Below are 14,531 nucleotides of genomic sequence, written 5' to 3' on the forward strand. Positions count from 1 at the left end.
GATTTGCTAGCGATTAATTGTCGATTTCCGCTCAGTTAACCGGTATTTTAATTGTGATAATTGCCCAGCAAGCCGCTCGCTGTTAATCCCTTCACCGGAAGTATATTGATTGGCAAGCTCACTATTCAATAATTCAATATCCAGCAAAACTTGGTGATCGTTATATGTAAGTGAATCTGGAGTAATGGGATCACTGTATCTTACTAGCTCAATGAGGGATATGACATCTCTCCTCTGCTCATCCATGGATGCTGTTAGAGGATTTCCCAGCGTATGATGTAATTGTTGAAGAGCTTTTTCGATTTGCTGCAGGGTTACCATTTTCGTTTGCACGCCTGCTTCCTGACGTTGCATATTTCGAATATAAATCAAAATAATGCCGCACAGAATCAATGCCAGGGCCAATGTTACGATATGTGCTAACGTGAATAAGCGAAGTGAAAGATGAGCTATGCTTGTGAATAGGGAGTAAAAGACTACACAAAGGAGGTACATGACTGCAACTACACCCAATGCTGTATAACCAGGCACAAACCGTTTAACCTGTTCCAAATTCCTCATGATATAACGTACATATATCCAGATAGCAGTAATCGCGACGTAGGAAGCGACCAGATTGATCCAAAATGCAACAGACCCAACCGCATCATTAAATATCGTAAATGAAACGACAGAGGTTACCACAATACAGATCAGATAGATCGCATTTAAAATCAGGAAATTACTTTGTTTCGTAGTCACTAGACCTGTCCCCCCTCTTGCAGATTGTGTCCGCAATCCAAACAGAACTTCTGACCCGGTTTCACTTCATGCTGACATTGACTGCATTTTAATGCCAGATTGGTGCCACAATTGCCGCAAAATTTGGTGTTTCCAGAATTCATGTGGCTACATTTTGGACAAGGACTTGGCATGGGCTGATGACACTGAATACATTCTACAGCGGTCTCCTGATTATCTGCTCCGCACGAAGGGCATGCATGATATTTGTCACCGCAATTAGGACAGAATTTGGTCCCCTTTTGTAATGAATGTCCACAATTATTGCAATCCGTTGATGCTGCTTCCTTTTTCAAAGACTTACCGCATTTACTGCAAAAAGAGGCTTGTTCCTGATTCGGATGGTGGCAGTGCTCACACATATGCATGGTTGGTGTTTCAGTAGTAGACATTACCCGTGACATTTGGGACATTTCACTGCTGAAGGAACCTCCGAGACCAACACCCATACCCATACCTAGCCCTGCACCCATAATGTCGGACTGCATGCTTCCTTCATTTTTGGCTGCCCCTTCAAGCGTATCGAAAGAACGTTCCTGCTGATAGGTGTACCCGATAATATCCATCTCTGCTTTGCGTGCCAGTGCTTCCCTCAACCGGATGACCGAAGGGTCCTCTTCAGGCAGATTGATATTGTGAATATAAAGATTAATTAACTCGATGCCGAACTCATCAAATGTAGAAGCTATTGTATCTGCAAAATGCCGGGATATTTCTGCGATATAGGCGTTGATTTCCAAGACACTAACTTTTCTATGTACTAAATAGGAAGACAACATGGAGTTGATATTCATAATGATTAGCCCACGGAAATAATTGACCAGATTGATTTGGTTAAATTCAGGCAATGTTCCTACCAACTTAACCAGAAATTTGCGTGAATCAGCAATTTTGATTCCCATCTGTCCAAAAGTCCTTACAGGAACGATAATGTTATATTTGGGGTCTTGTATCTGAATCGGATTTGCTGTTCCCCATTTGACATCCAGAGCGCTTACTTGGTTTACATACCATACTTCTGCTGCAAAAGGTGACTTCCCACCGAACGGTAGGTTAACAATCCGGTTTAAAATCGGAATATTTGCGGTACTTAACGTATGGCGTCCCGGACCGAATAAATCTAAAGCCCTTCCATCCTTAAAGAGTATGGCTTGTTGTGACTGATTCACAATCAGTTGGGTCCACGTTCCCAGTTCGTTCTCTGGATGCTTCCAGGCAAACACATCCGGTGAGCCATCATACTTAATTACATCAATAATTGCCATGTTCAATTCCTCACTTCAGTATATGATTACTACAAAAGCTCAATCAGGCTATGATTCTAAAATCTCACTTATTAAACAAACTAGTTAAACGACTATATATTATTCTAAGGAATTCTTGTTTAAGCATTGCTATTTTACCATTTCTAACCTCTTTCCGCATCAAAATAGTTCATTTTTCCTGTGTTATTTTTCCTAAATAAATTAATCCTGCTCCAAGCAAAAAACGCCTTTTGGCATTTAGAATGCAAAAGACGCTTAAATGTAATTTCGTAGTAACTTTATGAAAAGTATACTCATGTCTTCTAGTTTAAAATCGCTTCGATAAAGGGTACAGGTTCCTCTATAAATGCATCAAACGTTCCAACGTTTGCATATTCCTGATGTTCTAAATCAACGTAACCAATAATTTTTTTACTGGGATTCCAGACCAAATGAATATGGGAGTATTGATCCAAATCGGAGGATAAACGAAGCAGTTTCTGTCTGCCCATCTTCATCTCCACAGTGTCTAACAGACTAAAAAAATCTACATATCTAATACCTGATTCGTTATCCGGCAATTCCAATCTCCGTGGTCCTTCGTTAAGAAAATGAACGAGTTCCTTCGGCAGCTTGTAAGGCTTCAACGCATGCAACTTGTTACTTAAGTCGTGAAATTCCTTCGGTTCGCGAGCCTTTAAGTAATCGGCCATCTCGTCATTTTTTTGACTAATTGCAATCGTGTATGCCCGTTCCCCGTCCTTTTCCTGAATGGTCACATCTGCCCCCTGTTCCACGAGAAATTGAACCATCTTCATATTGTTGTTGCGAGCCGCGACAGTAAGCGGGGTTGCTCTATAAGGGTACACCATATCCGGTTCATTATAGTTAATGTCTACCCCTTCATCCAGCAAGTACTGAATCGTTCTCATATCATGGTCAGACACTGCTGTACGCAATATTTTCCCACCATATTTCCGAATATCCAGTCCTAGCTCGTTCAACACTGCTATATTCTTTTTGTTGCCGTAATAGGCTTCATCGTACGCACTCGATTTCACCTTGTTTAAACCAGTCAACTTCGCACCCTTGTGGTGCAGATACCGGATGACCTCTTCTCCGCCATATCTGGCTGCGGTAAGAATAGCCGGCTTCCCTTTCCTATTGAGATTGACACCGTTCTCTACGAATAACTCTACGATCTTCTTTTGATTGGTGATCAGAGCAAGCTCTAGCGGTGTCAGAGCTATGTATTTGCTGAGGGAGATAGGTTCTTCCAAGTCCATACCCTCTCTAATCGCTTCTTCTACAGCAGCAGTATCTCCCTTATAGATCGCCATGGCGAAATCAGGTAGCGTTTCAAACGTTCCTTGACTTCCAATTTTGAACAAAGGTGTACCCTCCCAGTTGGTTTATATTGATATAGAAACTACTTTTAGTCATCTACTCTATTATACCTTCGATCTATATTTTTGCCTAAACGGATCTCATCTCCTTCACCACATTTGAGCTCTGCACTATCCTATGCTAATATTATGAACACCTATTTTATTAACAACCTCAGAAAGGAACATTATGAATCCTTCATCCGTACAATCTATATTTCAACAACAGATTCCGTCATTGGACCTGCGAAGCTGTCTCGTAAGCATGCAAGGTGAGAACATATACAAGCATTATCGCAATCAGGAAGCAGCAAGTCAGATCGCCAAAGTCAATTCTTGCACCAAAAGCGTGCTGTCTGCACTTATCTGTATCGCTATGGATCACGGTTGGCTACCAGATGCATCTACTCCACTGTCCGCCTTTTTTCCGGCGCTGGTTTCAGATCCTGACCCCCGGAAATCGCAAATCACCCTGGAACAGCTACTCACCATGACAGCCGGTTTCAACTGGGATGAGTTTGGCGGACAGAATTCGTTTCCACGTATGACACGCACGGAACATTGGGTGAACTTTGCGTTGGAACAACGTCTCAGTCATACGCCCGGAACCCATATGGAATACAATTCGGGGGTCTCCCAAATTCTTGCGGCCATCCTCATGCAACATACAGGAATGAGTGTAGCTGGATTCGCAGAACGTTATTTATTTGGTCCATTAGGTATTAAGGAGTATCAGTGGGAGTGTGATCCTCAGGGTGTACATACCGGAGGATTCGGGTTAAAGATGCTGCCCGATGATTTGCTGAAATTCGGTCAGCTCTTTTTGCAGGAAGGCATGTGGCATGGTGAGCGTTTGATTTCAAGTGAACTGGTTAACCGTTCTACAGAAGCATTCATTCCCGTGACACCACCGAATCGTGGGAGCTACGGCTGGCACTGGTGGGTCGAAACTTGCAAGATTGATAATCCATCTGAATGTAGTGAAAAACGTGAACCATCGCCCTTGTCAGAGTCCACCTCCATTAACAGCGTTGACCAAAACAAAACTGTACTCGACTATTATTACGCCCGTGGATTCGGCGGTCAGTTTGTATACATTGTTCCTGAGCTTGAGCTTGTTACGGTCCTGACGAACGACAAGCGAAAAAAGGAAAAGCCTCCTCTGGATGTTTTCCCTAGATTGATCGCTCCACAGTTACTTAGTCTATTGTAGACCGCATCTATCAGTTTATATATAACCCCGTATAACCCCAACCATGACCGGATATTTTCCGATCGGTTGGGGTTATTTGCGTACATTTTTACTTCGTTACACCTCAAAAATTGTCTCTTCAATTGCACGCGTTATCGGATACGGACCTGACTCCTTATTGGAGAGAACGACCAGTTGCGCAGCATGTCCAGGATATACCGAAGACATAAACGACACGCCAGGATCAAATCCCATGACATGTATTTTGAATAACCCTTCATCTTTTTGATCAACCCAAACACCACGTCCATAGTAAGTCTCGGCTTCTTCATGTACATGAGGTGTAATCAAATGTTGTGTAGTCGATTCACTCAATAATTGATAAGTTAACAGTCCATCCCAGAAACGAATCATATCAGGTGCTGTTGTATACGCCCCACCATCGGCCCCGCCCTTGATTGGGATTGAGAATATGTTGGTGTTCCAGGTTCCATCCTCATGGTCAATATATCCGATTGCTGTGTTTCGAGGAAGTTGATCGGTCAAAAAATAACCAGAATTCGTCATTCCGCAACGTTTAAAAATGTGTTCCTTTACATATTCCGTGAAGGGTTGTCCCGATTGTTCTTCCACAATTAAGCCTAAAACGATAAATCCCGCATTATTATAGTGGAAACGTTCACCCGGAGCTGACTTCATCGGCAGATGCTGGAACATCGGCAAAAAATCGCTCCCATTCCGCATGGAATAGACAGGCCGTTCTTTCCACAATTCAGCGAAATCCTCCATGACCTCTTCGTCAAAGTAATCCGGTATGCCTGAGGTGTGCGTTAGCAATTGATGAATGGTAATCTCCTTGTTCCACAGAGAAAAATTAATATTCAATGCATCCACAAGCTTTGTGTCATATGACAGCCTGCCCTGTTCAATCAGTTGACATATGCTCACTGCCGTGAAGATTTTGCACCCTGATGCAATTCCAAATCGGGTATCGATCTGATTGAGAAGCTCATCGCTGCGATTTGCGTATCCCCGGCTCAGATTCAAGAGTGTCTGTCCGTTTTGTTTTAACAGAACTACTCCTGAAAAATCATTAGAATTCATTACTTCTTCCACTTTACGTGCTAGATCCGTTATATTCGTCATTTATTATTCACCTACTGTATTGATTTTCCAAACAAATATACCTTCTTAATCTGCCTTTTTATAAATTTCATAACGGTTAGCAGTTACAAATTCAGCTTCTCTTTCAGAGCAAGCTCCATACTTTTCGTAATTACTCCTACCTTCTGACAAGGTCATATGGTTGGGTCCACTATACCGGCTTGGTTCATTGTTACCATCGTCCTCCCAGAAGCAAACTGGACAAATATCATATTCCCCTCGTTGTTCCAAGGTTTCGTAATGACAACAGGGACAGGGTAATAATTTCTCTACGTAGCCTTCAACCTCAATATGGCTTCCTACGATCTCTGAGACGAGTTTAGATAAATATTCGTTAGGGATTCCGTAGAAACTGCCTTCTGTAACCTTCAATAACAATTCATTATACCGGTTGTCCATTACATCATGTGTTGGTACATCTGAACTTAATAGTTCCTCCTGCAGCACCTTTGAAAAAAAATGAAACTCAGGGTCATGTTCATCGATTCCCCAAGAATTCCATAACATGGCCTCACGTTCATCCCTAGTAAGTTTAGTAATATCATTTTCTATGATTATCTTTATAGCTTCTTTCCTTAACACCATATCACCCCATATAGACCTTTACTATGTAGCTATTCTCTATCCTATTAAGATTCCGCTATAAGCCCCTTTACTTTTGATTCAAATACATCCCACTTTAGATCAAACCCCTTTTCAAAGCTCCACCCGTTTGAACGGAGTTTCTCGCCTAAATCAATGAAATTAGCACGCTGCTCATCATTTAAGCTTACATCAAAAAGTTCTTCACTATACTTGAACTTATCCAAGTACTCGAGCAATGCCCAGAACGTATCGTCTTTCTTATTGTCTTCCTCCATTCCATGATTTAAGAGAATAGAATCAAGGGCATCATCAAGTTTCTCTGTAACGAGGGTTTCATTTTGCCAATTATGATCGATTTGGTACTGAATCGTCTCTTCAAGTTGAGCTAGATCTCTGTAAATGGAAGAATTCAATAATTCATTTTTAATTTCTTGTTTCCTGCCTGCACGTTCATGATTTTGAAAAAATGCCAAATTCCCGAGCAGTGAGAATATCAAGATTACTTTAAACCAGTCTGATTTTTTCATATTCTCCTCTTTTCATCACAACTATGGACCATTTACGGCTTATAGTTCAACTGCATAATACTCTTCATGTGTTTTTTAATGAGGGTGTATTCCTTCTTGCAAAATTCCAATTTTCCGTATAGCTATGCTAACCTGTTTGTAAAGTTTAACTGAATGCTTACCTACTAAGTACTAATCCCCCTTACGTGAATACTGATATTCCCTATAGTATAGTTTTATTAAGAAACAATATCATTTAATATAAACGCTACTTCTTCTGGTTTTGTTTGTTTTTACCACTAAAATATCCAGCCCTCTGGTTGAATGTTCCCGATAAAATAAAAAAGTCGCTGTATTAGCGACATTAATCGCAATATGTTTTTGTCTCTCTACATCTGAAGAAAGCCCGGATGGTTAATAATCAATTTTATATGTAGACTTTGCGTTAACGAGATAATACAGCGTCACGTAGATGGTAAGAATAAATACGCCAAAAAACAGGCAAAACGCAAGCGATGGACGACTGATACTTTCTATCATTAAGTTAAACAGCACATCACGATTAGTTAATGCATCCCAGCTGTTAAGTCGGTAGACCCTGCCGAGCAATACACCGTAACTTCCCAACGCACAACCCGCCAATACAAAGACCCATGATGCCACATTTCCCATTTTTCGATGTATGATCTCTTGGATCTGGTACATGGACAGAAAACCAAGCAGCAGACCTGTCCAGACAAACATCAGCAAGACAATCAGATCGTACCAGTACTTATAATCCAGACCGTTGCCAGCATAATAACGGGAACTTCTCGCCGTCAAATGAACAAGATCCGTTACGATATAAGACGCATTCGGGAAAAACAACAACCATAAGAACCCACTTGCCACCGCAAGCCATGGAGCAGCTCTCCACTTCGATTCACTGAAGCCATATGATATATAAGAGAAGACAAAAGGAATCCAAGCCAAAAACAGATTCCAGATGAGAAACCGGTAATATCGTTGGTCCAGCCAATCAGCAGCTGCAAAGTACAGTCCCACTGTCACCACAGTAACTACGCTTAGGAAAATAAAAACTTTAAAATAATTCAGCTGTCTCAATAGTGCCTACCTCACTTATTTTCGGAAATTGCGAATGATCACTTCCATCCTTATCCTAAAAAATGCATCAATCACCACATTAGGATCATACCACGTAATCAGTGAGAATCAAATTTATCTGAGTTCGGTACTACTATGAAGTCCCTTGAAAAACATTATGCCAATACTGGAATCCATACTTGAATAGCACAAAAGCGGCTGTTCCGTTGATAGGAGCACGCCGCTTTTAATTTGTTCACTTTTTCTTCTCCATTGCCGTTCAATGACCTCCTGCTGCAATGGTCCTTAATTTATCTGGATTCACAACCAGATAAACCGCCTCAATTCGTTGACCGGACAAGTCGGACTGAATGCATATGACTTCGCTTACCTCTCCTTTGTTCATGAGTGCAATCTGCACTTCTCCATTGATGATGGTTGGCACCCACTCCCGCTCCCTTAATCGGGTAAGCACACGCCGTGAAGTCAGAAGAGCTAGGACACCCTTGTGAACCTTCATCGTTCTCATCACCGTATGTACCCGCCCACCACCGTCAGCAGTGAATACTGGTTGTTCAGAGAGCAGTTCGAGCATGGCCGTCACATCATAAGCAAGAAAGGCTGTCGTGAAACGCGCGAGCAATTTTTCTTTGGTAGCATCATCTGTGGTGGTCTGGACCTTATCCGGAAGTTGCTCCGGCAGGTTACGTCTGGCCCGACTAAAAATTTGACGGCAATTGCTCTCCGTTTTGCCAATCCAATCGGCAATCTCCCGGTACTCATACTGAAAGGCTTCACGAAGTACAAATACAGCCCGCTCCACGGGTGTCATACGTTCCAGCAGTACCATATAGGCATAGGAGATCATTTCTTTCTGCTCATAGGTTTGTTCAGGCAGATCCAGCGCCTCGCCTATCGGCTCCGGAAGCCACTCACCAACATAATGTTCTCTTTGATTGCGTGCAGAATTCAGCAGATTCAGGCTCCGATTTACTACAAGTTTGGCAATGTAAGATTTGGGATTACGGATAATCTCGTCAGATTTGCTTTGCAGCCCTGCAAAGCAGTCCTGTACGACATCCTCTGCCTCCATTACACTCCCAAGCATTCGATAAGCAATGGAGAACGCATACGCTTTATAACGGATATACAGTTCACCAACTTCCAGAGAAGACTCTTCCGGTTCAGTGGTGAGTTTATCAGGATTCATATGAAGGCCTCCTCTGGCAGCGGTATTTAAAATGTTTAATTAAAGCAGCCTGGATACATGCCTGTCGTGATTGCGATTCGGTTCCAGTTGTTAATGGTATTGATCGCCATAACCAGATCTACCAGTTCTGCTTCACTAAAGTGTTCCCGGACCTTATTGTAAATTTCCAGTGGAACCCCTTGTTCAGAAACACGGGTCACAGCTTCAGCCAGTTCAAGCATAACACGTTCTTTTTCCGTAAATAAAGGAGCTTCGCGCCAAACGCTAAGCAGTAAGATATGATCTGCGTAATCACCCAGCTTCATCAGATCTTTGGCATGCATATCAAGACAGAAGGCACAGCCATTGATTTGTGAAACTCTGATTTTTAATAGTTCATATAATACTTTATCTTCAAATTGACCCGATATAAACTGCTCCATTGCCATTAATGCCTTGAAAGCCCCCGGATTCGCTGCTCTGTAATTCATTCTCAAAGTCATCTCATTCGCCTCCGTATTGTAGTGTACATACTGAAGACAAATGAACAGATGAATCTGTGACATTCATTTCATAAAAAAATTATGGAGGATAATTAGTATCTCCAACCATTACCAATAATAGGACGCTGTACAGTGTACGGCATATAATCTGACTCTGATGGTACATAAGCAGCATTTGGATGATGCCCATACGTTGGATTCATTGGATCGGGATAAATATATTCCGGACTTGGCGCGTATTGCATCTGTACATAAGGCTGAACGTTTGGTTGAATGTTTGGTTGGACGTTCGGCTGGCTGTTTGGTTTAGGCATGTTATCGGCAGCTGGTGACACTTGAGTTGCACAATCTGCAGGCGGTCCAATGAATACCGTCTTTTGAATAGGAGCTAAAGTCTCTTTAACCTTGTTCTCATCCAGACAATACGTATGGGCCAGTACACTTGCAGGCGTCAGACGCAGAATGTCTGAACCAAATATCGCTTCTGGGACCGGAGCATCGAAAATAGCCAGCAGGTGAGTCTGATCAACCGTCGCAACTTCATAATGCCACCAGCCTTGGGGAACATTCGCTACTTGGCCAGGACTAATAGGGAAGTTTAATAACTCGTTGGTAAAGGGGTTAATGAGGGATACGACTGCAGAACCACTAATACAATAGACCAGTTCTGTTGCATTTTGATGTATGTGAGGTTCAACGACATTGCCAGTACTCAAATAAATATCCAGCAGGGATGCATTCCCTAATGTATTTAGCTGTTTAATTGATAGGGAATTGATGTAGTTATTTTCATCCTTTTTGAACAATTGATTCTGGTTCACATCATACGTGAACTGTGTGGTTGGTAACGTATAATCCATATAAGAAGTCGCCAAAATTTAACGCCTGCCCTTCGCTCATGGTTTAGGTAAAAACCTATACGCCAGCTTATGCCCTGGGCATTTATGCGTGAGCCCAATTTTGCAGGAGCCGATTTCGGGGCAAATAAAAACATGAAAAACCCTTGAGCCAATTCAAGGGTTCTAATATAAACAGACAGGATCAAGAGTAAAGGAAGGTGATTACCTTATACTCTAGATCCTGTCTGTCAATGCTGAGATGCGCGTGGAGGGACTTGAACCCCCACGTCAAAGACGCTAGATCCTAAGTCTAGTGCGTCTGCCAATTCCGCCACACGCGCATGTCGTTTTATGGTGCCGGCGAGAGGACTTGAACCCCCAACCTACTGATTACAAGTCAGTTGCTCTACCAGTTGAGCTACACCGGCGTTTTATGGTAGCGGCAGAGGGGATCGAACCCCCGACCTCACGGGTATGAACCGTACGCTCTAGCCAGCTGAGCTACGCCGCCACATTATGTAGTTTAAAAACACCCAAAAGGGTTTCGCTTGGCAACGTCCTACTCTCCCAGGACCCTTCGGTCCAAGTACCATCGGCGCTAGAGGGCTTAACGGTCGTGTTCGGGATGGGTACGTGTGGAACCCCTCCGCTATCGCCACCAAACGAGCATTTGTGTAACAAATGCATTTTGTGGAACTGAAAATCATACACACATTGGAGTGATGTACCGATTTTCATTTCAGAGATTATTCTCTGAAAACTAGATCCGAAACGAAATTTGCGACTAGAACCTGCAATTTGGATAAGCCCTCGACCGATTAGTACTGGTCAGCTCCATGCATTACTGCACTTCCACCCCCAGCCTATCTACCTCGTCGTCTTCAAGGGGTCTTACATACTGGGAAATCTCATCTTGAGGGGGGCTTCACGCTTAGATGCTTTCAGCGCTTATCCCGTCCGTACATAGCTACCCAGCGGTGCTCCTGGCGGAACAACTGGTACACCAGCGGTACGTCCATCCCGGTCCTCTCGTACTAAGGACAGCTCCTCTCAAATTTCCTACGCCCACGACAGATAGGGACCGAACTGTCTCACGACGTTCTGAACCCAGCTCGCGTACCGCTTTAATGGGCGAACAGCCCAACCCTTGGGACCTACTTCAGCCCCAGGATGCGATGAGCCGACATCGAGGTGCCAAACCTCCCCGTCGATGTGGACTCTTGGGGGAGATAAGCCTGTTATCCCCAGGGTAGCTTTTATCCGTTGAGCGATGGCCCTTCCATGCGGTACCACCGGATCACTAAGCCCGACTTTCGTCCCTGCTCGACTTGTAGGTCTCGCAGTCAAGCTCCCTTATGCCTTTGCACTCTTCGAATGATTTCCAACCATTCTGAGGGAACCTTTGGGCGCCTCCGTTACTCTTTAGGAGGCGACCGCCCCAGTCAAACTGCCCACCTGACACTGTCCCCGTACCCGCTAAGGGCACCAGGTTAGAACCTAGATACGATCAGGGTGGTATCCCAACGGTGCCTCCACACAAGCTGGCGCTCATGCTTCAAAGGCTCCCACCTATCCTGTACAGATCGTACCCAAATTCAATATCAAGCTGCAGTAAAGCTCCATGGGGTCTTTCCGTCTTGTCGCGGGTAACCTGCATCTTCACAGGTATTAAAATTTCACCGGATCTCTCGTTGAGACAGCGCCCAAGTCGTTACGCCATTCGTGCGGGTCAGAATTTACCTGACAAGGAATTTCGCTACCTTAGGACCGTTATAGTTACGGCCGCCGTTTACTGGGGCTTCGGTTCACAGCTTCGGGATTACTCCCTAACCGCTCCCCTTAACCTTCCAGCACCGGGCAGGCGTCAGCCCGTATACTTCGCCTTACGGCTTCGCACAGACCTGTGTTTTTGCTAAACAGTCGCTTGGGCCTTTTCACTGCGGCCCCCTCGTGCTATTCACACTACCGGGGCACCCCTTCTCCCGAAGTTACGGGGTCATTTTGCCGAGTTCCTTAACGAGAGTTCTTCCGCGCGCCTTAGAATTCTCTTCTCGCCTACCTGTGTCGGTTTGCGGTACGGGCACCTTCATCTGGCTAGAGGCTTTTCTTGGCAGTGTGAGATCATGACCTTCGCTACTGTAATTTTCACTCCCCATCACAGCTCAGCCTGTCGATGTGCGGATTTGCCTACACATCAGCCTCACTGCTTGGACAGACATCCATCAGTCTGCGTCACTACCCTACTGCGTCCCCCCATCGCTCGTAACGATTTACGGTGGTACAGGAATTTCGACCTGTTGTCCTTCGACTACGCCTTTCGGCCTCGCCTTAGGTCCCGACTTACCCTGAGCGGACGAGCCTTCCTCAGGAACCCTTAGGCTTTCGGCGGATCAGATTCTCACTGATCTTTTCGTTACTCATACCGGCATTCTCACTTGTATAATGTCCAGCGCTCCTTACGGTACACCTTCAACCCTTATACAACGCTCCCCTACCCCTGGATCGACTTCACTCCAGCTTCGAAGTCCTGTGTTTATCCCCTGAGAAACATTTGGTCATCCAAGATTTCAACCCTTGTCTGACAAAAATGTCCTTGTGGTAAACACCGCCTCAAAGAAGCAGTGAAGTCGATCCAAGCCATAGCTTCGGTGGTGTGTTTAGCCCCGTTACATTTTCGGCGCAGAGTCACTCGACCAGTGAGCTATTACGCACTCTTTCAATGGTGGCTGCTTCTAAGCCAACATCCTGGTTGTCTGTGCAACTCCACATCCTTTCCCACTTAACACACACTTGGGGACCTTAGCTGATGGTCTGGGCTGTTTCCCTTTTGACAATGGATCTTAGCACTCACTGTCTGACTCCCGGAAGTAAGTCTATGGCATTCGGAGTTTGACTGAGCTTGGTAACCCTTGCGGGCCCCGCACCCAATCAGTGCTCTACCTCCACGACTCTGTTTTCCGAGGCTAGCCCTAAAGCTATTTCGGGGAGAACCAGCTATCTCCGAGTTCGATTGGAATTTCTCCGCTACCCCCACCTCATCCCCGCACTTTTCAACGTGCGTGGGTTCGGGCCTCCAGTGCGTGTTACCGCACCTTCACCCTGGACAGGGGTAGATCACCCGGTTTCGGGTCTACGTCCACGTACTATGTCGCCCTATTCAGACTCGCTTTCGCTGCGGCTCCGGCTCTTCACCTTAACCTTGCACGGGAACGTAACTCGCCGGTTCATTCTACAAAAGGCACGCCATCACCCCTAAAATGGGCTCTGACTTCTTGTAAGCACACGGTTTCAGGTTCTATTTCACTCCCCTTCCGGGGTGCTTTTCACCTTTCCCTCACGGTACTGCTTCACTATCGGTCGCTAGGAAGTATTTAGCCTTGGCAGATGGTCCTGCCGGATTCATACGGGGTTTCACGTGCCCCGCACTACTCGGGATCCGTCTCGGAGAGAGCAGACTTTCAATTACAGGGCTTTTACCTTCTTTGGCGGGCCTTTCCAGACCTCTTCGTTTAACCGGCTCCTTTGTAACTCCATGTGAGACGTCCCACAACCCCAGAGAGCAAGCTCTCTGGTTTGGGCTGTTCCGCGTTCGCTCGCCGCTACTGACGGAATCACTATTGTTTTCTCTTCCTCAAGGTACTTAGATGTTTCAGTTCCCCTGGTATGCCTCTACATAACCTATGTATTCAGTTATGAGTAACTGGATATTACCCCAGCTGGGTTTCCCCATTCGGACATCCCCGGATCAAAGCTTGCTTACAGCTCCCCGAGGCAGTATCGTTGTTCGCCACGTCCTTCATCGGCTCCTAGCGCCTAGGCATCCTCCGTGTGCTCTTAGTAGCTTAACCAATTGCTCCAGTGAGCAATGCAGTTATCACTATTATTTGAAACTTGTTTAACACAAGTTCAGCTAAAAGGAATGTTCTAATTCGCAATTTTCGTTTCGATATCTAGTTTTCAAAGAACAAGCTCCATGCAAAAGCAAGCTGTTTTGAGAGTTTGAGCTCTCAAAACTGAGCAACGAGTGAGTTGAAAGCTTTACGAAGTAAAGCTCGCTTCGG

Annotated in this window: 11 protein-coding genes, 3 tRNA genes and 2 rRNA genes; 1 reads left to right on the plus strand and 15 read right to left on the minus strand. The window is 44.7% G+C overall.

What is annotated here, in order from left to right:
• Nucleotides 1–6: 6 nt before the first annotated feature.
• The 3 genes from MHB82_RS19045 to MHB82_RS19055 all read right to left on the minus strand — a co-directional run bounded on the left by MHB82_RS19045 (nucleotide 7) and on the right by MHB82_RS19055 (nucleotide 3,415).
• Nucleotides 7–741, minus strand: coding sequence for a hypothetical protein (locus tag MHB82_RS19045; protein WP_341175606.1), 735 nt, complete (start codon nucleotides 739–741; stop codon nucleotides 7–9).
• Nucleotides 741–2,045, minus strand: a complete 1,305-nt coding sequence (locus tag MHB82_RS19050) for an SPFH domain-containing protein (RefSeq protein WP_183518866.1) — start codon at nucleotides 2,043–2,045, stop codon at nucleotides 741–743. The genes MHB82_RS19045 and MHB82_RS19050 overlap by 1 nt, the downstream gene beginning before the upstream one ends.
• Before the next feature lie 302 nt (nucleotides 2,046–2,347).
• Complete coding sequence (locus tag MHB82_RS19055; protein ID WP_445671235.1) at nucleotides 2,348–3,415, minus strand: ankyrin repeat domain-containing protein; 1,068 nt, start codon at nucleotides 3,413–3,415, stop codon at nucleotides 2,348–2,350.
• 184 nt (nucleotides 3,416–3,599) lie between these two features.
• Here MHB82_RS19055 and MHB82_RS19060 point away from each other — a divergent pair, with 184 nt between their 5' ends.
• Nucleotides 3,600–4,622: a serine hydrolase domain-containing protein gene (locus tag MHB82_RS19060; RefSeq protein ID WP_445671236.1), complete on the plus strand. Its 1,023-nt coding sequence runs from the start codon at nucleotides 3,600–3,602 to the stop codon at nucleotides 4,620–4,622.
• Between the two features lie 96 nt (nucleotides 4,623–4,718).
• Here MHB82_RS19060 and MHB82_RS19065 read toward each other — a convergent pair whose 3' ends face one another.
• From MHB82_RS19065 to MHB82_RS19120, 12 genes are all read right to left on the minus strand, one after another.
• Entirely contained in the window at nucleotides 4,719–5,747 is a 1,029-nt protein-coding gene (locus tag MHB82_RS19065; RefSeq protein ID WP_341175608.1) for a serine hydrolase domain-containing protein, read from the minus strand.
• Between the two features lie 45 nt (nucleotides 5,748–5,792).
• Nucleotides 5,793–6,347, minus strand: coding sequence for a CPCC family cysteine-rich protein (locus MHB82_RS19070; RefSeq protein WP_255247749.1), 555 nt, complete (start codon nucleotides 6,345–6,347; stop codon nucleotides 5,793–5,795).
• A 47-nt stretch (nucleotides 6,348–6,394) separates the two neighbouring features.
• Nucleotides 6,395–6,877 carry a hypothetical protein gene (locus MHB82_RS19075; protein WP_110759296.1) on the minus strand — a complete coding sequence of 161 codons (483 nt, stop codon included), beginning with the start codon at nucleotides 6,875–6,877 and terminating at the stop codon, nucleotides 6,395–6,397.
• Between the two features lie 393 nt (nucleotides 6,878–7,270).
• Nucleotides 7,271–7,960, minus strand: coding sequence for a DUF1361 domain-containing protein (locus MHB82_RS19080; RefSeq protein ID WP_341175609.1), 690 nt, complete (start codon nucleotides 7,958–7,960; stop codon nucleotides 7,271–7,273).
• Nucleotides 7,961–8,219: 259 nt separating this feature from the next.
• Complete coding sequence (locus MHB82_RS19085) at nucleotides 8,220–9,149, minus strand: sigma-70 family RNA polymerase sigma factor (RefSeq protein WP_341175610.1); 930 nt, start codon at nucleotides 9,147–9,149, stop codon at nucleotides 8,220–8,222.
• 35 nt (nucleotides 9,150–9,184) lie between these two features.
• Complete coding sequence (locus tag MHB82_RS19090; RefSeq protein ID WP_095357302.1) at nucleotides 9,185–9,631, minus strand: carboxymuconolactone decarboxylase family protein; 447 nt, start codon at nucleotides 9,629–9,631, stop codon at nucleotides 9,185–9,187.
• Between the two features lie 92 nt (nucleotides 9,632–9,723).
• Entirely contained in the window at nucleotides 9,724–10,506 is a 783-nt protein-coding gene (locus tag MHB82_RS19095; protein WP_341175611.1) for a cupin domain-containing protein, read from the minus strand.
• Between the two features lie 224 nt (nucleotides 10,507–10,730).
• A tRNA-Leu gene (locus MHB82_RS19100) sits at nucleotides 10,731–10,811 on the minus strand.
• Between the two features lie 11 nt (nucleotides 10,812–10,822).
• A tRNA-Thr gene (locus tag MHB82_RS19105) sits at nucleotides 10,823–10,898 on the minus strand.
• 6 nt (nucleotides 10,899–10,904) lie between these two features.
• A tRNA-Met gene (locus MHB82_RS19110) sits at nucleotides 10,905–10,981 on the minus strand.
• A gap of 35 nt (nucleotides 10,982–11,016) precedes the next feature.
• Nucleotides 11,017–11,133: ribosomal RNA gene (gene rrf / locus MHB82_RS19115) — 5S ribosomal RNA — on the minus strand.
• Nucleotides 11,134–11,268: 135 nt separating this feature from the next.
• Nucleotides 11,269–14,318, minus strand: a 23S ribosomal RNA gene (locus tag MHB82_RS19120).
• Between the last annotated feature and the right edge of the window lie 213 nt (nucleotides 14,319–14,531).

It is taken from the genome of Paenibacillus sp. FSL K6-2862, from assembly GCF_038005125.1.
Lineage (GTDB): Bacteria > Bacillota > Bacilli > Paenibacillales > Paenibacillaceae > Paenibacillus > Paenibacillus illinoisensis_A.

Coding starts and splice junctions, on each gene's coding strand:
- MHB82_RS19065 (WP_341175608.1), bottom strand. CDS start 5,747: ATGACGAATATAACGGATCTAGCACGTAAAGTGGAAGAAGTAATGAAT.
- MHB82_RS19060 (WP_445671236.1), top strand. CDS start 3,600: ATGAATCCTTCATCCGTACAATCTATATTTCAACAACAGATTCCGTCA.
- MHB82_RS19090 (WP_095357302.1), bottom strand. CDS start 9,631: ATGACTTTGAGAATGAATTACAGAGCAGCGAATCCGGGGGCTTTCAAG.
- MHB82_RS19085 (WP_341175610.1), bottom strand. CDS start 9,149: ATGAATCCTGATAAACTCACCACTGAACCGGAAGAGTCTTCTCTGGAA.
- MHB82_RS19050 (WP_183518866.1), bottom strand. CDS start 2,045: ATGGCAATTATTGATGTAATTAAGTATGATGGCTCACCGGATGTGTTT.
- MHB82_RS19075 (WP_110759296.1), bottom strand. CDS start 6,877: ATGAAAAAATCAGACTGGTTTAAAGTAATCTTGATATTCTCACTGCTC.